The 20,472-nt window shown below is 71.7% G+C and carries 16 protein-coding genes and 2 tRNA genes; 8 read left to right on the top strand and 10 right to left on the bottom strand.

Annotated features, from left to right (window positions below; all coding sequences use genetic code 11):
* Positions 1-89: 89 nt before the first annotated feature.
* The 3 genes from WME75_RS42680 to WME75_RS42690 all read right to left on the bottom strand — a co-directional run bounded on the left by WME75_RS42680 (position 90) and on the right by WME75_RS42690 (position 4,585).
* Positions 90-1,085, bottom strand: coding sequence for a universal stress protein (locus WME75_RS42680; RefSeq protein WP_437483249.1), 996 nt, complete (start codon positions 1,083-1,085; stop codon positions 90-92).
* Positions 1,079-4,087: a glycoside hydrolase family 65 protein gene (locus WME75_RS42685; RefSeq protein ID WP_437483252.1), complete on the bottom strand. Its 3,009-nt coding sequence runs from the start codon at positions 4,085-4,087 to the stop codon at positions 1,079-1,081. Before WME75_RS42685 ends, WME75_RS42680 begins: the two co-directional genes overlap by 7 nt.
* 90 nt (positions 4,088-4,177) lie before the next feature.
* Entirely contained in the window at positions 4,178-4,585 is a 408-nt protein-coding gene (locus WME75_RS42690) for a response regulator (protein WP_437483254.1), read from the bottom strand.
* A 319-nt stretch (positions 4,586-4,904) separates the two neighbouring features.
* Between WME75_RS42690 and WME75_RS42695 the strand changes: the two genes are divergently transcribed.
* Positions 4,905-5,567: a response regulator gene (locus WME75_RS42695; RefSeq protein WP_044970202.1), complete on the top strand. Its 663-nt coding sequence runs from the start codon at positions 4,905-4,907 to the stop codon at positions 5,565-5,567.
* A gap of 36 nt (positions 5,568-5,603) precedes the next feature.
* On the opposite strand, the gene WME75_RS42700 is transcribed toward WME75_RS42695, so the two are convergent.
* A complete protein-coding gene (locus WME75_RS42700) occupies positions 5,604-6,239 on the bottom strand; it encodes a pentapeptide repeat-containing protein (protein ID WP_437483257.1) in 636 nt (211 codons plus the stop codon).
* 53 nt (positions 6,240-6,292) lie between these two features.
* Between WME75_RS42700 and WME75_RS42705 the strand changes: the two genes are divergently transcribed.
* Positions 6,293-7,177 carry an alpha/beta fold hydrolase gene (locus tag WME75_RS42705; protein ID WP_437483260.1) on the top strand — a complete coding sequence of 295 codons (885 nt, stop codon included), beginning with the start codon at positions 6,293-6,295 and terminating at the stop codon, positions 7,175-7,177.
* 91 nt (positions 7,178-7,268) lie between these two features.
* Positions 7,269-8,078 carry an exodeoxyribonuclease III gene (gene xth / locus WME75_RS42710; RefSeq protein WP_437483263.1) on the top strand — a complete coding sequence of 270 codons (810 nt, stop codon included), beginning with the start codon at positions 7,269-7,271 and terminating at the stop codon, positions 8,076-8,078.
* A gap of 13 nt (positions 8,079-8,091) precedes the next feature.
* On the opposite strand, the gene WME75_RS42715 is transcribed toward xth, so the two are convergent.
* The gene (locus WME75_RS42715; protein ID WP_437483266.1) at positions 8,092-9,237 is read right to left on the bottom strand and encodes a penicillin-insensitive murein endopeptidase; all 1,146 of its coding nucleotides are present in this window, start codon (positions 9,235-9,237) and stop codon (positions 8,092-8,094) included.
* Positions 9,238-9,545: 308 nt separating this feature from the next.
* On the opposite strand from WME75_RS42715, the gene WME75_RS42720 reads away from it, so the two are divergent.
* From WME75_RS42720 to WME75_RS42740, 5 genes are all read left to right on the top strand, one after another.
* Positions 9,546-9,619 (top strand) — tRNA-Arg (locus WME75_RS42720).
* A 78-nt stretch (positions 9,620-9,697) separates the two neighbouring features.
* Positions 9,698-9,770 (top strand) — tRNA-Lys (locus WME75_RS42725).
* 355 nt (positions 9,771-10,125) lie between these two features.
* On the top strand, positions 10,126-10,413 hold the full coding sequence (locus tag WME75_RS42730; RefSeq protein ID WP_437483268.1) for an N-6 DNA methylase: 288 nt from the start codon (positions 10,126-10,128) through the stop codon (positions 10,411-10,413).
* A gap of 301 nt (positions 10,414-10,714) precedes the next feature.
* Positions 10,715-11,023, top strand: coding sequence for a DUF433 domain-containing protein (locus WME75_RS42735; protein WP_437483271.1), 309 nt, complete (start codon positions 10,715-10,717; stop codon positions 11,021-11,023).
* Complete coding sequence (locus WME75_RS42740) at positions 11,010-11,558, top strand: type I restriction enzyme endonuclease domain-containing protein (RefSeq protein ID WP_437483274.1); 549 nt, start codon at positions 11,010-11,012, stop codon at positions 11,556-11,558. The genes WME75_RS42735 and WME75_RS42740 overlap by 14 nt, the downstream gene beginning before the upstream one ends.
* A 259-nt stretch (positions 11,559-11,817) precedes the next feature.
* On the opposite strand, the gene WME75_RS42745 is transcribed toward WME75_RS42740, so the two are convergent.
* The 5 genes from WME75_RS42745 to WME75_RS42765 all read right to left on the bottom strand — a co-directional run bounded on the left by WME75_RS42745 (position 11,818) and on the right by WME75_RS42765 (position 20,284).
* Positions 11,818-13,014 (bottom strand): glutaredoxin domain-containing protein, encoded by a 1,197-nt coding sequence (locus WME75_RS42745; RefSeq protein ID WP_437483277.1) that lies wholly within the window; start codon positions 13,012-13,014, stop codon positions 11,818-11,820.
* A 328-nt stretch (positions 13,015-13,342) separates the two neighbouring features.
* Positions 13,343-14,011: a phosphoribosyltransferase gene (locus WME75_RS42750; protein ID WP_437483280.1), complete on the bottom strand. Its 669-nt coding sequence runs from the start codon at positions 14,009-14,011 to the stop codon at positions 13,343-13,345.
* 169 nt (positions 14,012-14,180) lie between these two features.
* Positions 14,181-15,983, bottom strand: coding sequence for an arsenical pump-driving ATPase (gene arsA / locus WME75_RS42755; protein WP_437483283.1), 1,803 nt, complete (start codon positions 15,981-15,983; stop codon positions 14,181-14,183).
* Positions 15,984-16,675: 692 nt separating this feature from the next.
* On the bottom strand, positions 16,676-18,466 hold the full coding sequence (locus tag WME75_RS42760) for a multicopper oxidase family protein (protein WP_437483285.1): 1,791 nt from the start codon (positions 18,464-18,466) through the stop codon (positions 16,676-16,678).
* Positions 18,467-18,880: 414 nt separating this feature from the next.
* A complete protein-coding gene (locus WME75_RS42765) occupies positions 18,881-20,284 on the bottom strand; it encodes a family 43 glycosylhydrolase (protein WP_437483287.1) in 1,404 nt (467 codons plus the stop codon).
* Positions 20,285-20,472 lie beyond the last annotated feature (188 nt).

The following is a 20,472-nucleotide window of genomic DNA, read 5'->3' on the forward strand; positions in this document are numbered from 1 at the left end:
GCGTGGCGCCCGACCGGCGGGGCGCCGGCGCGCCGATCCGCGCCGATCCGCGCCGGCGAGCGCGCCGGAGCCCACGCGGGGAGCGCGCTCTACCGCCGCAGGACCATCACCGGGCAGGGAGCGCCGCAGAGCACGTCGCGGAAGACCCCGCCGTGGTGATCCTCGAGCTGCCCGTGCCAGACAAGCACCACGAGATCGCTCGCCAGCTGGCCGGCGAACCGCAGGATCTCGGCCGCCGGCTCGCCCTTGCCGAGGAAGAACCGCGTGGCGACGTCGTGGGGGCAGTGGCCGATCGCGCTCAGGAACCGGCCCAGGAACTCCTCGGTGAACGCGGGCCACTCATGGTGGGGCTGGTCGACGTACAGGGGCGCCACCATCGCGCCCGGCTCGGAGGGCGCCGGCGCCGAGACGGGTGGCGCGTCGTCGTCGGCCTCCTTCCGCGGCGAGGCGCAGCCGACCATCACGATGTCGAGCTCGGCGCCGAGCCTGCGGGCGAGCTCTCCGGCGGGGGTGATGGAGGCGGCCGTGCTGGGGGTCCCGTCGAGCGGCAAGAGGATGCGCTCCAGCCGCGACGGCGGCCGGGTCGCCTGGCCGATGACGACGACCCCGCAGGAGGCGGCCTCCAGCGCGCGCGCGGCGAGCCGGCCGACGCCTAGGCGCTCGTCCAGGAGCTCCTCCGGCTCGGAGGCCACCACGACGATCGAGGCCCCTCGGCCCCTCACCGCCGACGCGAGCGCGCCCGGCGGATCCTCGCTCGCCGCGACGCGCAGCACCACGCCCTGCAGCGCCTCCGGGGCGACCCCGAGGTGGGCGGGCACCTCGCTCGCGTCGATCGGCTCGGAGCAGACGAGGAGCCCGTGCAGCGGCGCGTGGAACGCGCCGGCGATGATCCGCCCGAGCCCGAGGGCGCCGAGGTGGGCGCGGCGGCCGTGGAGCGCGACGAGCACGTCCTTGCTCCGCGCGCCGCTCTCCGGCGAGGCCTCGTCGCCTCCCTCGCGCGCCCCGATCGACGGCTCGGCCCCGGCGGCCGGCCCGGACAGCGCCCCGCGTTCGCCGGGGGACCCATCGCGCACAGCGCTCAGCATGACGTGACCTCCTCCCAGGGCTGGAACCGGCCGCCGATCCGCCGCGCGGCGTAGCGGCGCCCCGGCTCGGCCAGCACGGCCGCGGCGGGCGCGCCCCCGTCGAGCAGTCCGATCGGCAGCGGCGCGCTCCCCTCGAGCGCGACCTCCACCGCGTCGTCCTCCACGTGGATCTCGAGCGCGCGCCCTCGCCAGAAGATCGGGATCTTGAGGTGCCGCCAGCCCGGCAGCAGGTGCGGCTCGATGCCGATCGCCTCGTCCTCGCCCGCGCTGGGCGGCGCGTGAGGGAGCCGCTGTGCGAGCGCGCTCCGCGGCACCCGCGTGACGCCGGCGACGCCGAACGCGACCGCCTGCCAGAGGCTGCCCATCGCGGCGATGTGCACGCCCCCCGCGGCGTTGCCCATCGTGTTGCCGAGGTCGATGTCGGCGGTCTGGTCGAAGTAGCGCTCGGCGTGCGCGTGGAGATCGAGCCGGGCGGCGACGAGCGCGTGCATGCCCGGGCTCAGCGAGCTCCCGTGGGCGGTGCGCGGCTCGTAGTAGAGGAAGTTGTCGCGCCGAGCGCCCGCGGGCACCGCGCTCCAGAGCAGCGCGAGGAGCTGCACGACGTCCGCCTGCTTCACCACCTGGCAGGCCTGCGTCCGCTCGCGCCCGAGCAGCACGTCGATCGGCGCGCTGCGCACGGCGTAGTCGGCGATCGAGAACGGCTCGAGGCGGAAGTAGCCCGCGAACTGCTCGATCAGGCCCGTGTCCGGGTCGATCCCGAGGACCAGGCGATCCGCGACGTCGCGAAAGCGATCGACCTCCTCGGGCCGGAGGTCGAGCCGCGCGAGCACGTCGCCCCCCGCGACGCCGCGCCGGACGACGTCCGCGGCGGCGCGCAGGTTGTACCGCGCCATCCAGTTCGTGAACGCGTTGTCGTCGACGGCCTCGTGGTACTCGTCCGGCCCGATGACCCGCCGGATGTGGGCGAGGCCGTCCGCCCCGATCTCGGCGCGGCTCGCCCAGAAGCGCGCCGTCTCGATGAGGATCTCGGCCCCCTCGCCGCGCTCGAAGTCGAGATCGCCGGTCGCGCGGCCGTAGGCGTGCGCCGCGTACGCGACGTCGGCGCTGATGTGGTGCTCCTGCTCGCCGGAGAGCACCCGGGTCACCTCGCCGAACGGCGTGACGACGAGCGGCGGCGTCGTCTCGTCGCCCGTGTCCGCCGACTCCCACGCGTAGAGGGCGCCCTCGTAGCCGAGCGCCTTCGCCTTGCGGCGCGCGCCCGCGAGGGTGCGGTGCCTGTACAGCAGCAGCGCGCGCGCGGCCTCGGGGTAGCAGTGCGTGTAGAAGGGGACGAGGAAGGTCTCGGTGTCCCAGAAGACGTGGCCGCGGTACGCCTCCCCGCTGAGCCCGCGGGCGCCGATGGAGCAGCGCGGGTCGTCCGGGTTCGCGGCGCCGATGAGGTGGTACAGGGCGAACCGGAGCGCCCGCTCGATCTTCGGAGCGCCGTCGATCTCGACGTCGGCGCGGCGCCAGCGCTCTGCCCACGCGCGGGTGTGCTCGCCGAGCACGTCGTCCATGGCGCGCCGCGAGAGCTCCGCCTGGAGCGCCTCGCCCGCCTCGCGCGGCGCGGGCGTGTCGCGCGACGTGTGCAGCGTCGTCGTCCGGAAGAGGCGGCGCGGCTCGGCGACGCGGACGCCGATGTCGCAGCGCTCGGCGATGGAGCGCGCGCCCTCGGTGCGCTCGCAGCGCGCGCCCTCGCCGGCCTCGGGCGGGGGCGAGCCCTCGGCGGCCTGCCCCGGGAGCACGCGCAGGTGCGAGGTCATCGCGGTCTCGAGCCCGCCGCGCGTGTGCCCGACGAGGAGCAGGCTGTCCGCGCTCGCGTCCGCCGCGAAGCGCTCCCAGTGCGCCGCGCCGCTCGCGCTCTTCACGTCGCCGCTCAGGATCGCGTCGACGCGGATCGTCCCGGTGAAGTTCAGGGGGGCGACGCTGAGCGCCTCGACGAGGACGTGGCGGTCCGCGAGCGACGCCGCGTGGAGCGTGTGCAGGTGCGTGAGGTGCCCCGCCTCGCCGCGCCGCAGGCACTCGCGCAGCAGCACGCCGCGCCGCAGGTCGAGGGCGCGAAGGTGGTGCAGCACGCCGCTCGTCTCCGCGGAGAACGACTCGCCTTCGATGACGACGCTCAGCCGGCCCCAGTCGGGGGCGATCACGAGCTCCGGGACGCGGCTCACGTCGGCCGAGGGCTCGAACGCGCCCGCGATGAACGTCGCCGGCCGCGACACGCGCGAGCCCTCCGGGAGCGACGCGCGCGAGCCGAGATAGCCGTTGGCGATCGCGAGCAGCGACTCGATCTCGTGCTCGCGCGCCACGTCGAACCCCGGCTCCTCGATGGACCACGCGGCGTCGCGCGGCGCCGCGAGCGGGCCGAGCTCCCGGTCGAGCTCGCGCTGGAGCGCGAGGATCTCGCCGAGCCGCTGCGCGCCCGCCGTCGCGTGGATCGCGCCGGCGAGCTCGGGCGCGTCGCGCAGCCCGCGGGCGTCCGCGGCCGGCGCGCCCCCGCCCGGGTCCGGCGAGATCGCGAGCCAGTCGTGCCGCGCGATACGGAGCGGCGCGATCCCCTGCGCGAGCAGCGCGGCGATCGCGGAGCGCCCGTGCGGCTCCGCCCTGTCGACGAGCGCGACCGCGGCGCCGCGACGATCGAAGCCGTAGAGCTCCGCGCCCCCGAGCGCGCCGACGAAGAGCCGCCTGCGGTTCTCCGGCCGCACGACGCGCTCGAGCCGCCGCGCGAGGTGGGGCACGCCCTCGCGGGCGAGGAGCGCCACGCGCGCCCCCAGCGCGAGCAGCGCCGCGGCCGCGTCGGCCGCCTCCGGGAGGAGGCCCGCGTCGAGCGCGATGAAGCGGAAGCGGTGGTGCAGCTCGGCCGGCATCCGGGTCGCGGCCGCCGGCGCGCTCGCGGGGCCGGGGCTGCCCGGCCCGCCTCGCGCGAGGGCAGGCGGCCCGGCGGCGCTGTCTAGGAGCGACGACATCCCGGCTTCTCCCGGGGGCCACGGTACGCGAGGAGCGTGCCGCCGCGCCTGTGCAGGCCGGGAGCAGGGGGGGGGCGCGGCGGCGGTGGGCTAGCGCTGCACGGCGCCGGTCAGCCGAGCGAGCACGACGAGGAGCCGGTCGACGTCGAACGGCTTCGCGAGCACGCCGGCCACGGCGCCGTGGATGCTGGGCTCGCTCACCCCGGAGAGCAGGAGGACGGGCACCTCGACGCCCGCCGCGGCGAGCGCGGCGAGGAACTCCTCGCCGGTCATCTCGGGCATCACGTAGTCGAGCAGCACGGCGCGCGGCCGGGCGCCGCGGGTGAGACGATCGAGCGCCTCCAGCGGTCGCGTGAACCCCTGAACGCGGTAGCCCTCGTCGGAGAGCAGGTCCATCAGCGATTCGACAAGCGCGGGGTCGTCGTCAACGACGAAGATCTCCGCGCGTGCGAGCGGCGCGGCGCCGGCCAGGCATGGAGAAGGGCCCGGCGAGCTCATCCAATTCCTCTCGATCGCTGGCCTTTTCGGCGCATGAGACCCGCAAAGGATACCAGACGGCCGCCGCGACGGCATGGGGCATGCCGCGGCGTCGCGTTGTGGCGCTTCCCACGCCGCAGATCTCCACTGAGCTCCGAAACTCGCTCAGGACGGAGTTTTCCTTATCAATTGGGCTTGCCGCCGCGCCGTTGCTTGCAGATCGTTGAGCACCTGATACCCCTGTAAGGTTCCTCCCAGGACGACCCGAGCAGCTTGACTTGGACTGCTTGCGGGTATCGAATTGTGGCCCGAAGGACACTCCAATCCCCCTGTGGTCATCATGGCGGAAACCCCTGCTAGCAAGCTGCACATTTATCTGATCGACGATCACCCGGTCGTCCGCGAGGGCTTCGCTCGAGCGCTCTCGGACGAGCCCGACATGGTCGTCGTGGGCCAGGCCGGGACAGCAGCCGACGCCTTGCGCGAAACGGCGAGCTGCAAGCCGGACGTGGTGCTTGTCGATCTCAACATCCCCGACCGGGACGGCATCGAGCTGCTCGGGGCGCTGAGAGCGCAGCTGCCGCAGGCGAAGCTGCTCGTGCTGAGCGGCTACGACGACGAGTTCCGTGTCGCCGAGGCGCTGCGCGCCGGGGCGCAGGGATACCTCGTGAAGACGTCGAAGCTCGAGGAGGTCATCGAGGGCATCCGCCGGATCGCGACCGGCGGTGCGCCGCTGTCCTCGAGCATCGCGGGCGCGGTCGTGCGGGCGATGCGCAAGCCGGCGAGCGAGGGCTCCGGCGGCCTCGACGCGCTGACGCCGCGCGAGCGCCAGGTGCTCCGGCTGCTCGCGGCCGGCGTGTCGACGCGCGAGACGGCCGCGCGGCTCACGATCAGCCCGAAGACGGTGGAGACCCACCGCGTGCGCATCTACGCGAAGCTCGGGTGCAAGAGCGCGGTCGAGCTGACCCGCATCGCGGTCCGCACCGGGCTCATCGAGGCGTAGCCCGGCCGCGGTCACGGCGCGGGCGCGCGCCCCCTCTCACTTCGTGGGAGCGGGGCGCTTCGACTTCTTCCTCCCCGGAAGCGCTTTCTTCGCGGTTGCCTTCGGCGCCAAGCCCGCGCTCGCTCGGCGCTTCGCGTCCTCGAGCAGGCGATCGATCCGCACGCCGTCGATGGTGAGCCCCTCGATCGTGCAGCCGGCGATCGTGACGTCGCGGAGGTCCGACGCCTCGATCCGAGCGCCGCGCAGGCTCGCGCCGGACCACCGGGTCTCCGCGGCGTCGGTGTTGTCGAGGCGCGCGCCGCGCAGGTCGACGTCATCGAGCTCGGCCTTCGCGAGGGCGACGTTGTGGAGGCGTGCGCCGCGCAGGTCGACGTCGTCGAGCTCGGCCGCCGTGAGCGCGGCGTTGTGGAGGCGAGCGCCGCGCAGGTCGACATCGTCGAGCTCGGCCTTCGTGAGCGCGACATTGTGGAAGCGTGCGCCGCGCAGGTCGACGTCGTCGAGCTCGGCCCTCGTGAGGGCGACGTTGTGGAGGCGTGCGCCGCGCAGGTCGACGTCGTCGAAGTCGGCCCCGGCGAGCGTCGATCCGTGAAAGCGCTCGGGCCTCGGCGGCTGGACGACCTGGTCCTCCGCGGCGTCCGCGCTCACCGGCGCGATGGAGGGCTTCTTGACCATGGGGCCATGCTAGCGCTAGGCGCAGGCCGCGCGCTCGCGCCGCCCGGAGAGCCATGAACGCCCACGCCGCCTTCGTGCCCCACCACGCCCTCGTCACCGCGCCCTCCGCGGCGCCTGTCCGCTGGATGCTCGTGCTGCACGGCATCTTCGGCTCCGGCGCCAACTGGCGCACCTTCGTCCGGCGCCTCGCCGACGCGCAGACCGCCGGCGGCGCGCCCGGCGCCGCGGCCCGGCCGTGGGGCTTCATCCTTGTCGACCTGCGGGCCCACGGCATGTCGCAGAGCCCGCCTGCTCCGCACACCATCGCGGCGGCGGCCGACGATCTGCTCCGGCTGGGCGACCGCCTCGGCCTCGATGTCCGCGGCGTCATGGGCCACTCGTTCGGCGGCAAGGTGGCCCTCGCCTACCTCGAGCGCCGGCCCGAGGGCCTGGAGCGCGGCTTCCTCCTCGACGTCGATCCGAGCGCCAGCCCCGCCGGCGAGAGCGGCTCGGAGAGCCCCGGCGTGCTCGAGCTGCTCCGCGCGATCCCGCAGCCGATCGCGTCGCGCGAGGCGTTCCTGGAGGCGGTGCAGGCCGCCGGGTTGAGCCGCGGCATCGCCGAGTGGCTGGCGATGAACGTCCGCCGCGAAGGCGACGGCTTTCGCATCCGGCTCGACCTCGACGTTTTGAACGAGCTGCTCACCGACTACTTCGCCCGCGATCTGTGGCACGTCCTGGAGGATCCGCCGGCGCCGGCCGGCCCGGGGGTCGAGGCGCGGCGCATCCATGTCGTCCTCGGCGGCAGGTCGGCGTCGGTCTCGCCGGCGTCGCGCGCCCGCTTCGAGGCGCTCGCGGCGCGCGCGCCCTGGCTGTCGGTCGACGTCCTCCCGCGCGCCGGTCACTGGCTCCACGTCGACGATCCGGACGGCCTCTTCGACGTGATCCGGGCGGCCCTGTGACCTGCGCTCCCCTGTCCCCGGTGAGCGGAGCGCGCGCCCCCGGATCCAGGCTTTCCGTCCTGCTGTCCATCCATTATCGGTGAGGGGACCCATGCGCATCGCGTCCTGGAATGTGAACTCCATCCGCACGCGGCTCGAGCAGCTCACGAGCTGGCTGGTCCGTGCCGCGCCCGATGTCGTCTGCATGCAGGAGACGAAGGTCGAGGACGGCAGCTTCCCCGAGGCCGCGCTCTCCGAGGTGGGCTACCGGTCCGTCATCTTCGGCCAGAAGTCCTACAACGGCGTCGCGATCGCCGCGCGCTTCGGCCTGTCGGTGGACGACGTGAAGAAGGGCCTCGACGGCGACGAGGAAGACGTCGCCCGGCGGATGCTGTCGGCCACGGTCGAGGGGATCCGGATCATCAATGTCTACGTGCCCAACGGGCAGGCGGTGGGGACGCCGGCGTTCGCCTACAAGCTCGCGTGGCTGGAGCGGCTCCGGCGCGAGCTCGAGGCGAGCTACCGGCCCGATCAGGAGCTCCTGATCTGCGGCGACTTCAACGTGGCGCCCGAGGCCATCGACGTCGCCGAGCCGAAGAAGTGGGAGGGGCAGGTGCTCTTCCATCCGGACGAGCGGGCGGCGCTGGGCCGCCTGATGGAGTGGGGGCTCGTGGACGCGTTCCGCGCCTGTCACCCCGCCAAGGCGGCGTACAGCTGGTGGGATTACCGGATGGGCGCGTTCCGGCGCAACAAGGGCCTCCGGATCGACCTCGCGCTGCTGACGCGGCCGCTCGCCGCCCGATGCACCGATGTGTCGATCGACACGCGCCCGCGGGAGCTCCAGCGCCCTTCCGATCACGCGCCGGTCGTGGTGGAGCTCGCGGACGGCGCGGCGCCGCCCGGGGCCGTGCCGGCGGCCTGAGCGCGGCCGGGCGTCAGCGGGGGGCGTCGTCCGCGGCGGCGGCGCCCGCTGACAGCGCGGACGCGGCGGGCGCGTCGGCGGCGCCCGCTGACAGCGCGGACGCGGCGGGCGCGTCGGCGGCGCCCGCTGACAGCGCGGACGCGGCGGGCGCGCTGGCGTCGAGCGGCTTCTTCGCTTCGTCGGCGGCGCACGCGGGGCGGGCGAGCGACTCCTCGACGCAGGCGGCGCGCATCGACGGGGGGCACATCACGCGGATGTGGAAGTGGTCGTTGTGCAGATCGGCGTCCCTGGGGCTCATCATCGCGGCGGCGGCCCGGGTCCGGAGCTCCGCCGGGACGCGCTTCTTCGTGGCGTAGGCGAGCAGCCGCGCCTTCAGCGCGTCGGTCACGAACAGGTACTTGACCCTTGCCTGCCGGTCCTGGAGCAGCGCCTCGACGAGCGCCCAGTTGCGCTTGTCGTCGAACCGCGCCCCGGGGAGGCCGATGGCGTTGCCCCTGTCGTCGAACGCCACGAACCGGTCGGTGCGCAGCGTCCTGCCCTTCGAGTTCACGACGTAGAACCCGACGTCGACGTCGCGCCCCGTCTGGTGGGAGTTGTGCCCGTCGAGCGGGCCCCCTGTCCTGGCCGAGAGATCTCCGACGAGCAGCGCGGAGTCGCCGTGCTTCTTGGCCACCTGGAAGGCGGCGCGGCGCAGGGCCTTGACGAGCACGGGCAGCCCCCAGGTCCTGGCGCCCTCGCGCGTCTTGAGGTGCCTCGACGACCGGAGCCGCACCGCGCCGGTCAACCGTCCCCGGTTGGGCGCCCCCTTCGACAGCAGCCTGCGCTCGTCGGCCTCGGCGGCGGTGCCGCCGCGCGCCGCGCGGGAGGTCTCGTCCCGCTTCGCCGCGCGCTTCTTGCTCGCGCGGTCCGCGGCCTTCCCCATCGCCCCGGCGCTCCGTGCCGCCCGCGCTCCGCCTTCGTCGCCGGCCGAGCTCCGCCGCGCGGCGGAGCGCTTGCCCTGCGGGCGCTCGTCCGGCTGCTGCTCCGCCGAGGCGACCTGCGCGCTCGCCGGGGCGCCCAGGGCCGGCGTCGCGACCGAGAGCGCGAGCGCGAGCAGGAGCGCGGCGACAGGACCCCGGGACGCGAAGCAGCGGCGAGAGAGCGGGCGAAGCAACGGCATGACGGGGGCGGACCCTACCCGCGGCGCGGCGGGCAGAGAAATTCTTTCGCGGCCGCGCAGCCGCCGCTGGTGAGGCGAGGCGCGGCGGAAGGCGAGGCGAGGCGGAAGGCGTGGCCGCGAGGGGCGCTCGGCCGGTTGCGGCAGGTGGAGGTGTGCCGCGCCGCGAGGGCGAGCTCATGGAAGCGTCCGTCCAGGCTCATCAGGGACGGCGGCCTGAGAATTGCGCGTCATGTCGCTTCATCGCCTTGACACAACGGCTCCGGTGCGGTTAGAAGCGTTCCGCGTGCCTCGCCGAGGGGCGCGCAGGAGCGCCCGTAGCTCAGCTGGATAGAGCGTCGGACTTCGAATCCGAAAGTCGCCTGTTCGAATCAGGCCGGGCGTACCGGGCTCAACGGACGACGCAAGCGATCCGGCCAGATCCCGGGACTGTTTCAGAATCCGTCGGTTTGACAACTCATCCGGGCCATTAGCTCAATTGGTAGAGCAGTGGACTCTTAATCCATTGGCTGAAGGTTCAAGTCCTTCATGGCCCACCCGAGATGATTGAGGAACCCTGGCCGCTGCGAGAAGCGGCCGGGACAGATGCTCGAAAGCCCGAGACCCCATGGGTCGGCGGGCTTTCGGCGTTCTGGGGTAGCCCTTTTTACCTGTCCGTCCGCTTCGGCTCACGAGCGCCGAACGGCAGGGGCGCCGTGCTCGCCCGACCGAGCCGCGTCCGGGCCTCCTCGCGTTCGGACCTGTGCCGACCGAGCGATCTCGGCGGACCACCCGTCGCGGCTCGATCCGAGGCAAGACGCCGGGGGTCCTCCTCGTCCCGGAGAAGGCCCGCTTCAGCCGCCTCCTCCAGCTCCGCGAGGGGCCGACATCGGCAAGGCGCTCAACGATGCGATGAAGGCCATCGAGGCGGAGAATGAGGACCTGAAGGAGGTCCTGCCGAAGACCTACGGCCGCTTCGACGCGAAGACGCTCAGGGAGTTGCTCAAGATCTTCGGCACCATCCCGGAGAACGTCGAGGGCGATGTCTTCGGGCGCATCTACGAGTGCTTCCTCGGCAACTTCGCGCCGCGCACGCTGCGGAAGGGCGGCGCGTACTTCACGCCCTACTCGGTCGTGCGCCCGATCGTCGAGGTCATCGAGCCGTACCACGGCAGAATCTACGACCCTCCATCACGCTGACAGATTGTTCGCTTCAGCGAGATCGTCGATAGTAGCGCATTCGGCCCACGTTTCGGTTCAAGAGACCACTCCTCTGACGGAAACGTGGCTACCTTGCGGACGACTGAACTCGATAATCGCGGTCGCATCTCCTATGATGCCATGCCTTTGGCCCAGCTCGACGAAGAGCAGTTCAAAAAGCACTTCTTGAGACGGGGTGACCTGGTAATTACACGGTCTGGGACATGCGGCATCGCGGGGTGGCGCCGCCCCCGAACCGAGCTGCGCACCCCGGGGGGCGCGCGCTATGGTAAATAGCCCCGTGGCGCTGAAGGTGGACATCTACGACGGCCAGGCCCCGGAGGAGCTTCCGGCATACCCGGTCCCGCGTGCCGCGCGGCTGTACCCCTGGGTCCGAAGCACGGGGATAGGCAGCCAGCCGAAGACGATTGTGGTCGACCCGCGGCGCGGCTTCGGGCAGCCGGTGCTCGCCGGCACCGGGATCGAAGCCCGCATCGTCACCGAGCGCTACCGGGCCGGCGAGTCCGTGCGGCTTCTCGCGAAGGACTACGGCGTCGAGATCGAGAAGATCGAGGACGCGATCCGGTGCGAGATGCGTGAAGCTGCGTGAGCCGTTCACCTACTTCGTCGACCGGTCGCTCGGCCGCGGGCTGGTCGACACGCTCGTCCGCCTGAACCCGACGCGCGGGAACCTGCGCGCGCAGCTCGAGGAGCTCATCGCCGAGTACAACGACGGCGCCCGCAACACGGAGCAGTTCTTCAAGGATCTCCTCGCGTTCATGAAGAACAAGGTCGAGCCCGAGGAGCAACGCAGCAGCGCCGAGGCGCTGAGCCAGGAGGAGCTCGCGCTGCACGAGCTTCTTCTCCCGCCAGACCTGAAGCTCGACGCGAAGGAGCATGAGGCCGTGAAGCAGCTCGCGCGCGAGCTGCCGAAGAAGCTCGCGCCGAAGCTCGTGATCGATTGGCGAAAGAGTCAGCGCGCGCGGGCGGCCGTGAAAGTGACGATCAAGCGCGTGCTCGAGGCGCTACCCCGAGGAACCTACAGCGATGAGGTCTACGCGAAGCTCGTAGAGGCCGTATACGAGCACGTTGATGAGTCGACCTGGGGCGAGGGGAGGAGCAAGTACAGCGACCCAGCCGGGTGAGTGATCGCTCTGGCGGTGCGGCTCGGCTCGGGCCGCCGGTCGGAGGCTGCCGGGAGCCTCCCGGGAGAGTTGAAACTCAACCCGGAGGCTGTCGAGAGCCCCCCGGGAGAGTTGAAACTCAACCCGGAGGCTGTCGAGAGCCCCCCGGGAGAGTTGAAACTCAACCCGGAGGCTGTCGAGAGCCTCCCGGGAGAGTTGAAACTCAACCCGGAGGCTGTCGACGAGGGACCAACTTCAACGGCCGTGCCCGCCGCGGCGATCAGGTGGCCAGCCAGTCGGGCTTGAGCAGCAGGAGGAGACCGAGCAGCACCATGATCGCCCCGCTCAGCAACTTGAGCCACCGTCCCTCCTTCTCCTGGAGCTTGCGGCGGCTCAGCGTCGCCACCGCGACGCCGACCATCACCATGTCGTCCGCCATGTAGGCCACGTTGTAGAGCCCGAGATAGGCATAGTGCTTCCACGCGGGGAGGCCCGCCTCGGCGAGGATCTGGGTGTAGAGGGCCGGCAGGCCCGCGGTGCAGAGCAGCTCGACGACGTTGACCATGACGGCGAGGACGACCGCGGCGGCCAGCGCGGAAGGCAGGTTCTCCGCCCTGACGACGGCCCGCATCCTCGCGTAGATCCCAGGCTTCACCGACTCGGGGATGCTGAGCGACACGCCCCGCTTCCACGCGAAGAAGTCCTTGATGTGGACCGAACCGGCGAGCACGGCGATGACCCCCAGCGCGATCCGCACGGCACGCGAGGCGCCGACCAGGAGAAAAAAGTTCAGCCAGGCAGCCATGAAGGCGAAATAGGCGAGGCCGCTCACGAGCACGAACACGCCGGCGATGAGCAGCATCTTCGACCGGCTCCGCAGCGTGGCGAGGAAGGAGAGGAGAAACAGGAGCACCCACATGGCGCACGGGTTGAAGCCGTCCACGAGCCCCAGCAGGACGGTGAACGCCGGCAGGCCAAGATCGCGGGCGTCCAGCCGCCCGAGGACGGGCACGTCGACGACCCCCGCGCGCGGCGCGGGGCCATCGGCCGGGCACGGCGGCTGCTCCGGCGCGAGAGGGCACGAGGCAGCAGGCTCGCCCGACGCGGCGGGCGGCGGCGGTGCGCTGTCGAGCAGCGCCTCGATGCGCCGGCCCGTCACGTCGCGCCCCGCGTACCCGACGACGAGCACCCCGCGCACATAGAACGCAGGGACGCTCAGGGCAGCGGTCGACTGCGCCTCGGCGATCGCCCTCAGCCGGTCGAGCGCCGCGCGGTCCTCGACGACATCCGCGACGATCGTGCGCAGACCGGACCGCCGGCCCTCGATCTCGGTCAGGAAGCGCTTGGCCTCGTCGCAGCGAGGGCACCCCTTGCGCGTGAACAGCTCCACGTCGGCGCGCGGCTCGATCGGCGCAGCTCGCCCGGGCTCGCTCCAGAGCAGCGAGAAGGCGAGCACGCACGCAACGAGAGCTCGCATGGCTACGGCAGGTCGCATGCGAGGCGGCTGTCGCACGATGCATGCTCAGCGGATCACGTGGACCCTTCGACGAGCGCCCCGGCCGGTCGTCTCGACCGGCTCCGTTACGTGGCCCGTGACGCATGGCCCAAGACGGCGTCGAGAGGGCATGACGATTGCTGGGACTTGTAGCCACGGTCAGACACGCGTGAAGCCGGTCCACCACGGCCATGGAACTTGGACCGGACCGGCACGGGGACAGCACGCAGCCTATCCAGCGGATCCCGGTGGAGAAGACACGGCGCTCTCCGATGCGGTGAACCGCCGACGTGACCGGCCGACCTCATCGTCAAGACGTCTCCGGCGCACCCGGTGCGCGCCGGTCGAGCGCCTCCCGGAGCAGCCGACAGACATCCTGCTCGGACACGGGCGCGTAGTCCTCGTACCAGAGCCCGACCGAATAGACAGGATCTCGGATATGGCAGTACACGAACTCGCGTGCTCGCCGGGAGAGCTCCGCGTACGCGGCGTAGGACGCGACGGGGACCGCGATGACGATTCCCGCCGGGCCTACTTGCTCGACGGCCGTCACGGCGGCGCGCATGCTCGCTCCGGTCGCCACACCGTCGTCGACGAGGAGGAGCATTCGATCCCGGATGTCAGGCGCCCTGTGGCAGCCGTAGTAAACGCGCTCCAGGCGCTCCACCTCCCGGGCCTCCACATCCGCGAGCCATTGTACCGTCCGGTCCGAGATGCCCAGCGCACGGCAGAGCTCTGCATCCACGACCCGGACGCCGCCGCTCGCGACGGCGCCGATCGTCATGCGATGATCGCCGGGTGCCACGATCCGGCGCGCGATCAGCACGTCGAGCGGCACCCGCAGGAGCTTCGCTATCTCGAAGCCGATCGGCACCCCGCCTCGCGGCAGCGAAAGGACGGTCACGTCCTCCCGCCCGGCGTAGGCGGTCAGCCGCGACGCGAGCTGGCGGCCGGCGTCGGCCCGATCTCGAAATGGCATGTTTCCCTCACCATCCGGCGTCGCTGGACATCGACAGCGCGTGGTGGGGCGTGCAATTGTCCCGCCAGGCGTCGCGCCCGACGCCGCAGGGGCGCTCTGTTCGCGTGGAGGCCTGCTCGCTACCTGGCGCTCGTGCGCCGCGGCTCACCGCGACCTTTGATCCTCTTCCTCACGTGCTCGCCGCGCTCGGGTGCTCCTCCGCGCCCCGGCCGCGCGCCAGGGCGAGCAGGCGGGCAGGGCCGACCGGCTGTTCGGTCATCCAGGGGACGATCGCGATCCTTCGGGCATGCCGCTCGCGCACCGCCTCGACCTGGCCGAGCTCGGCTGCGACGCGCTGCTCGAGGCAAGGGTCCGTGACACCCGCGGCTGCGAGGCTGCTGTTGATGATCCAGGCGAAGGGCTCGATCTGAGCGCGACGCAGATCCGTCTGTAGCCGCGCCGCTTCCGAGACGGGCGTCGTCTCCGCGAGCGTCACAAGCAGGATCTTTGTGTACTGCGGATCGCGCAGCTTCATGAGAGGGGTGACGAGCCGGGCTGACGCGTGCTTCGCGTCAGCGTCGATGGCCATCGTCTGCCGGTGATACGAGCCCGTCGCGTCGAGGAGCAGGAGCGTGTGCCCGGTAGGTGCCGTATCGAGGACGACGAAGCTCGAGCGCGCCTGGGAGACGGTCCGGGAAAAGGCCGTGAAGACCGCCACCTCTTCGTAGCAGGGCGAGCGGAGATCCTCGGCCAGAAGGGCTCGTCCCGCCTCGTCGAGATTGGCCCCGCGGCTCGCCATCACGCGCTCCACGTACACCTTCGTCTCGGCGACCGGATCGATGCGGCTGACCTCCAGATTGTCGAGCTGGCCGTCGAGCGTCGCGGCGACGTGAGCCGCGGGATCGGTGGTGCTGAGATGAACCTTGTGACCGCGCGACGCGAGCTCCGCGGCGATCGATGCGGCGATCGTCGTCTTCCCCACGCCGCCCTTGCCCATCACCATCACGAGCCCGTGGCCAGGCGCCGCGATCTCGTCGATGAGCGACCGAAGGGGTGGCAGCGATGGCGTCACGAGCGGAGGGACGGCGCGCGTGAGCTCTGCGGACGCACGCTCGTCCAGGAGCGCGCGGAGGGCCGGCAGACCGACCATGTTGAAGCCGCGCAGAGGGATCTGCGTCATGGGCAGTCGTCGCAGCCGAGGGGGCAGCTCGCGGAGCGCTGCTCGTCCCCGCTGCTCGAGCGCGACGGCGATCGGATCGGCGGGGTCTCTCGCCTCGAACACCGCGTTGACGACGAGGTGCTGGCTCTGGAGGCCGAGCGCCTCGAGCTCGCCCGATGTCCGCTCCACCTCGCGCAGCGCAGCGCGATCAGGCCGCGTCACGAGGACGATGGTCGTGCGTTCATCGTCAGCCAGCGCCTCGACCGCGGCGGCGAACCGCGTCGCTTGCATCTTCAACCCCGAGTGCGGGCCCAGACACGAAGCCCCGTGCGTGGCCGACCCGAGGAAGGTGGACCAGGCGCGCGGCAAGCTGAGCAGCCTCAGCGTGTGTCCGGTCGGCGCCGTGTCGAACAGGATGTGATCGAACGGCGCGCTCTGCTCGTCGCCGGCGAGGAGCGCGGCGAACTCGTCGAACGCCGCGATCTCCACGGTGCAGGCGCCGGCGAGCTGCTCGCGCAGCTCGGCGATCTGCGGCTCGGTCCAGATGTCGCGGTACGGCGCGATCACGCGCTCTCGATACGCGTCGGCCGCTCTCTCGGGATCGATGTTGAGCGCGGAGAGCCCGTCGACGCCGGGGATCGGCGTGGGTCGATGAGAGAGCGCGACGCCGAGCATCTCGTCCAGGTTCGACGCAGGGTCGGTGCTGACGAGGAGGATGCGCTTCCCGGCGTCGGCGAGCCGGATCGCAGCCGCGCACGCGAGCGCTGTCTTGCCGACGCCCCCCTTCCCCGTGAAGAAGAGGAAACGGCTCGGCTGTTCCAGGAAGCTTGTCAAGCGACCCCCTCCTCGATGCGCGTCGCCTTCATCACGGCTGCGCGGGGAGACATGCCATCGAGCCTGCGAGACGGCAAGTCGGCGCTCGCCTCTCGCCCGTGCCTGACATCCAGAGAGAAGCAGAGGATCCGGACACGTAGGTTGGCCGAGCTCGCCAGATGCGTTTGTGGCGGGTATCCGATCCGCGCCGCCATCGCCCGAGCGTGTGCGACCGCTTCATGCCGTGGCCCGCGGGCTGCATGACGGGGCGTGAACGCACGTCTGCTGCGTGTCCCGGAGGTCCTGTGATGAGCACCCGCCCGAGCCCGCTCGCCCCGATCGCCGCTGAGCCCTCCGCCCCCGCGAGGCAGGCCAGGCGCTCGGTCGTATCCACGATCTCCACGTGTTTGAAGCCGGGCTTGATCGCCTGCGCGGCCTGCGCAGGCCTCGCGGCGTGCAGCGAGACCTCCTCGACCCCCTCGCCGGAGCGGGCGCGGTTCGCCGATCCAATCGCTCCGCTGGCGGTCGAGCGATATGACGGCTGCCACGCAACGGCGCCGGGCGGCTCCATGGCGGTCTACCGCACCGCGAGATCGTTCATCACGCGGTCGAGCAACGACCGTACCGGCGCCGAGGCGTGCAGGGCGTCCTCGCCAATCGCTCGAGCTCGGCGGGCGGGCTCGCCGTGGCTGTCCGTGCGGAGCGCGGCCGGCTCAGCGCCTCGGGATATCGGGGGGCATGGGGCCGATCTGATAGGGCCGCATCATCTCGTTGTCCTCGTGCTCGAGGATGTGGCAGTGCCACACGAACCGGCCAGGCCTGTCGAACCGCATCTTGACGCGGGTGATCTCGGCAGGCGGCGCGATCACGGTGTCCTTGTAACCCCCCTCGCCCGCTTCCGGCGGGCGCGGCGGGCCGTCGAATGGCTGGCGATCGACGACCTGGAACAGGATCTCGTGGATGTGGATCGGGTGCGAGTCCATGGTGAAGTTGTAGATCTCCCAGATCTCGGTCGACCCCACCTCCGGGTGCTCGGTGACGGGATCGTCCCAGTGCAGCGGCAAGGGCGTATCGGAGCCCGGAGGCCGGAACGTGCCGAGCAGGACGGCGAGCGGGCCGGCGTCGGGGGCGACCTCGGAGAACTCCTCGTTCAGGGACACCCGCCGCACGACGTCCTCGGCGCCGAGCGGCTTGATCGGCGGCAGCCTGAGCCGGTGAGGTGGCGTGCTCGTGTCCCTGCTCGTCGCCCGCACGACGCGGAACTGCATCACCTGTCCTGTCGTCGCCGGATCCGCCGGGGTCTGCGGGCCGCTGGTGAAGGGCCCGTCCGGACCGAGGTTGAGGAGGACGATCTCGGTGCCGGCGCGGACACCGCTGAAATCCACGATCACGTCCGCGCGCTCGGCCGGGGCGAGCAGGATGCTATTGAGCTGCACCGGGGCGGGGAGGAACCCTCCCTCGTTGCCTATCTGCCAGAACGGGAGACCGTTATTCATCTGAAGGAGCAGGAACCGCGAGTTGCTGCCGTTCAGGAGGCGGAAGCGGTAACGTCGCTGCTCGACCTCGAGGTAGGGCCACGCTCGGCCGTTCACGACCATGACGTCGCCGAAGAACTCCGGGACCCAGATCGGCGGGAAGGGGCCGCACGGGACGTACAGGTCCGCCAGCTCGGGAGCGAGCCCGCGTGTCTCCGGGTAGTAGAGCGACCCGTCGTCGTTGAAGGAGCGGTCCTGGATGACGATCGGGACCTCGTACGTCCCGGAGCCATGGCAGCCGCCCCGCGCCCGGGCCCGGGCCGAGCCGGGGAGCACGCCGGGCGGGAGATCGCCTGGGCCGCCGCGGAGCAGGTAGAAGCCGGCCGTCCCCGCATAGACGTTGAGGCGGGTGATGCCGAGCGCGTGATCGTGGTACCAGAGCGTCGCTGCCCGCTGGTCGTTCGGGTACCGGAACACGGCCGCCCCCGGCTTCCATAGATCCCCGAGCGGCGACGTGCGCTTGTAGTAATCGTAGAAGGTGCCGGTCTCCGCGTACCCGTCGGGGATGTTGGTCGCCGCGGGGAGATACCAGGCTTCGGGGTAGCCGTCGCTCTCCTGCGCCACCCTGGCCATCCCGTGGACGTGCGTGACGATCGGCACCGGGCCGCGGTACGGCTCCGGCGGGCATTCGCCCGGGCATTCGCCGATGAACGTGGGCCTCGTATCGCGGCCATTCACCCCGCCGGGCGGGTTGGCCCAGTGGAGGGTCGGGTCGACCGGGAGCAGGTGGGGGAGGAACTGGCCGGTCGCGGGATCCTTGAGGTCGTTGATCCACTTCACGATCACCGGCGTTTGCCACCTCGCCTCGATGGTGAACGCCGGGTAGCTGAACGTCTCCGGGTCGTGGATCGACCCGTACCCCCACACCGGGGTCAGGGGCAGACCCAGCTCGGTCGGCAGCACCTGTTGCGGGAACTGACGGACGGCGATCTCGTAGTAATCGAAGTGCGAGCCGAGCCCGTGGCGCATGCGCGCCCTGGGCATTACGGGCGGGATGAGCAGCGGATGGGTGAACCGGTGCTCGGCGATGACGGCGCCGGGGAGGGTTGGTCCCTGTGCCGGGAGGACCGGACACGCGTCGATGAGCGCCCTCGCCAGACCTCCGCGCCGGAGCACCAAGAGCCCGCCCGTCGCGGCCAGACCATGCTTCAGGAGCTGTCGTCGTTTCATGGAGGACATCGCATCTCCTTGCTCCTCAGCTCACGCTGCGAGCCAGGCCATCATGACGGGCGCGGGAATCCGAGCAATCCGGGAAGCTCCGGATCGAGGGGACTGGATGACCATGAACGGCGATCGGGACTCGCCAGGACTCTCGGCGAGGCGTGGAATCCGTTCTTTTCGGAGCGAGGACGCCCCGGGCGACGCGCGGAGCGGCGGGCGGAGCTAGACGGACCCGTCCAGCGAGACGACGCCGCCCTCGAAGCGGATCGGCGCGGTGAGCAAGGCGCGGAAGACCTTGTATCCGGCCACGCCCGCCCGGAAGGCGTGCAGGAAGACGTGATGGCGCCCGTCGGCGCCGATGGCCACCGAGGGGTGCCCTGGCCCCCACCATTCCGCGCTGGAGCTCAGGAGCACCTCCGATGCCTTGCGGTACGGGCCCGTCGGCGCGTCCGCCACGGCCGCGCCGATGCCGTAATGGGCGGTCGAGAAGTCGTTGCCGGCGTAGAGCAGGTAATACCGCCCGCCCTCCTGGGTGATCCAGACGCCCTCGATGAGGTGCGCCTCCCAGGGCTGGTCGTTCTCCAGGATGACGGCCGGCTCCCCCTCCAGCCTGCGGCCGTCCGCCGACAGTCGCTGGGCGTGGATGCCCGTCCTGAGCGCCCGCGATATCGCGGCGATGTCCTCCGCCTCCGCGCCGCTCGCCCGCGCCCCGAGGCCTGTAAGTCGCGCCGCGAACCCGGTGAAGTCCGCGGTCACTGCCTCGATCAGCGGCTGTAGCACGAAGAACTGCTCCATGGGCTCGAGCGTCTCCACCCACGGCCACAACGTCAGCGCGAGGACCGCGGTGCGCTGGTCCTCGCGGGCAGCGAAGAGCTCGCTCACCCGGGCGGGCTCCCGGTGGAGCAAGGCCGCCAGCCTGCCGGGCCACACGCCGTTGTCGTCTTTCTTCCAGATCAGCCAGGGCGCGCCGCCAGCGTCCACGAGGATGTGCGCGTCGATCACGTCGCCGGTGACGATCGGGGCTTCGTCGGCCTTGAACGGGCCATCCGGGCTCCCGGACCGGGCGAGGCCGATCGCCAGCGAGCGGTCCTGCGCGCGCGCCGTGAAGCAGACCCAGTACTCGTCGCCGATCCGGTGCATCTCCGGCGCCCAGAAGTCCGCCTGGTTCAGGCCGGTCAGCGCCCACGCCGGCGTCTGCCCCTCCGGGAAGACGAAGCCGGTGAGCTGCCAGGTGGTCAGGTCGCTGGAGGCGAGGATGGGGAAGGCGTTCGGCGCGTCGTTCGAGGTCACCAGCAAGCGCCATTCGCGTTCGCCCACGCGCACCACGCAGGGGTCGCCATAGCCGTAGAGGATCTCCGGCGCGACCGGCTCGGTCAGCAGCGGCCGCAGCGGCGGTCCGCCCTTCCGTGGCGGCAGCGGGGTGCGGGCGAGCGGCACGCGGGTCCCGAGGTCACGCGCCAGCGCCTCGAACAGGTCGAGGTAGTCCGGCTGCTCCGCCCGGGCGAGCTCGTAACTCCGGGCGTCCCGCCCCGGCTCGGTCAGCCGGAAGCGGCGCGGCCCCCGAGGATCGATGACAACCTCGAAGGCGAACGGCGCGCCGGGCGGCGTTTCCAGGCGCAAGGGCATGGCTTCGGCAAGCGGGTTCTTCCATTGCCCGCGGGGGCCTCTTCCGTCCACGGAAGCAATGGACATGCCGGAAGGGGTTGGACGGGGAGCATCACCCCTTCACGGCAGCGCCCGCGGCAGCTGACCGAGCCGCCGGGGGTTGACGGCGCCGTCGTCCTCTCATGACATTGATATCACGCGCCGCGCCC

The sequence above is a fragment of the Sorangium sp. So ce1014 genome, from assembly GCF_051521505.1.
Taxonomy (GTDB): domain Bacteria; phylum Myxococcota_A; class Polyangia; order Polyangiales; family Polyangiaceae; genus Sorangium.

Bases quoted from the DNA above. Each gene is read 5' to 3' on its own strand.
- WME75_RS42680 (WP_437483249.1), bottom strand. From the start codon at position 1,085: ATGCTGAGCGCTGTGCGCGATGGGTCCCCCGGCGAACGCGGGGCGCTG.
- WME75_RS42685 (WP_437483252.1), bottom strand. From the start codon at position 4,087: ATGTCGTCGCTCCTAGACAGCGCCGCCGGGCCGCCTGCCCTCGCGCGA.
- WME75_RS42690 (WP_437483254.1), bottom strand. From the start codon at position 4,585: ATGAGCTCGCCGGGCCCTTCTCCATGCCTGGCCGGCGCCGCGCCGCTC.
- WME75_RS42695 (WP_044970202.1), top strand. From the start codon at position 4,905: ATGGCGGAAACCCCTGCTAGCAAGCTGCACATTTATCTGATCGACGAT.
- WME75_RS42700 (WP_437483257.1), bottom strand. From the start codon at position 6,239: ATGGTCAAGAAGCCCTCCATCGCGCCGGTGAGCGCGGACGCCGCGGAG.
- WME75_RS42705 (WP_437483260.1), top strand. From the start codon at position 6,293: ATGAACGCCCACGCCGCCTTCGTGCCCCACCACGCCCTCGTCACCGCG.
- xth (WP_437483263.1), top strand. From the start codon at position 7,269: ATGCGCATCGCGTCCTGGAATGTGAACTCCATCCGCACGCGGCTCGAG.
- WME75_RS42715 (WP_437483266.1), bottom strand. From the start codon at position 9,237: ATGCCGTTGCTTCGCCCGCTCTCTCGCCGCTGCTTCGCGTCCCGGGGT.
- WME75_RS42730 (WP_437483268.1), top strand. From the start codon at position 10,126: ATGAAGGCCATCGAGGCGGAGAATGAGGACCTGAAGGAGGTCCTGCCG.
- WME75_RS42745 (WP_437483277.1), bottom strand. From the start codon at position 13,014: ATGCGAGCTCTCGTTGCGTGCGTGCTCGCCTTCTCGCTGCTCTGGAGC.
- WME75_RS42750 (WP_437483280.1), bottom strand. From the start codon at position 14,011: ATGCCATTTCGAGATCGGGCCGACGCCGGCCGCCAGCTCGCGTCGCGG.
- WME75_RS42760 (WP_437483285.1), bottom strand. From the start codon at position 18,466: ATGCGCCACGGGCTCGGCTCGCACTTCGATTACTACGAGATCGCCGTC.
- WME75_RS42765 (WP_437483287.1), bottom strand. From the start codon at position 20,284: ATGCCCTTGCGCCTGGAAACGCCGCCCGGCGCGCCGTTCGCCTTCGAG.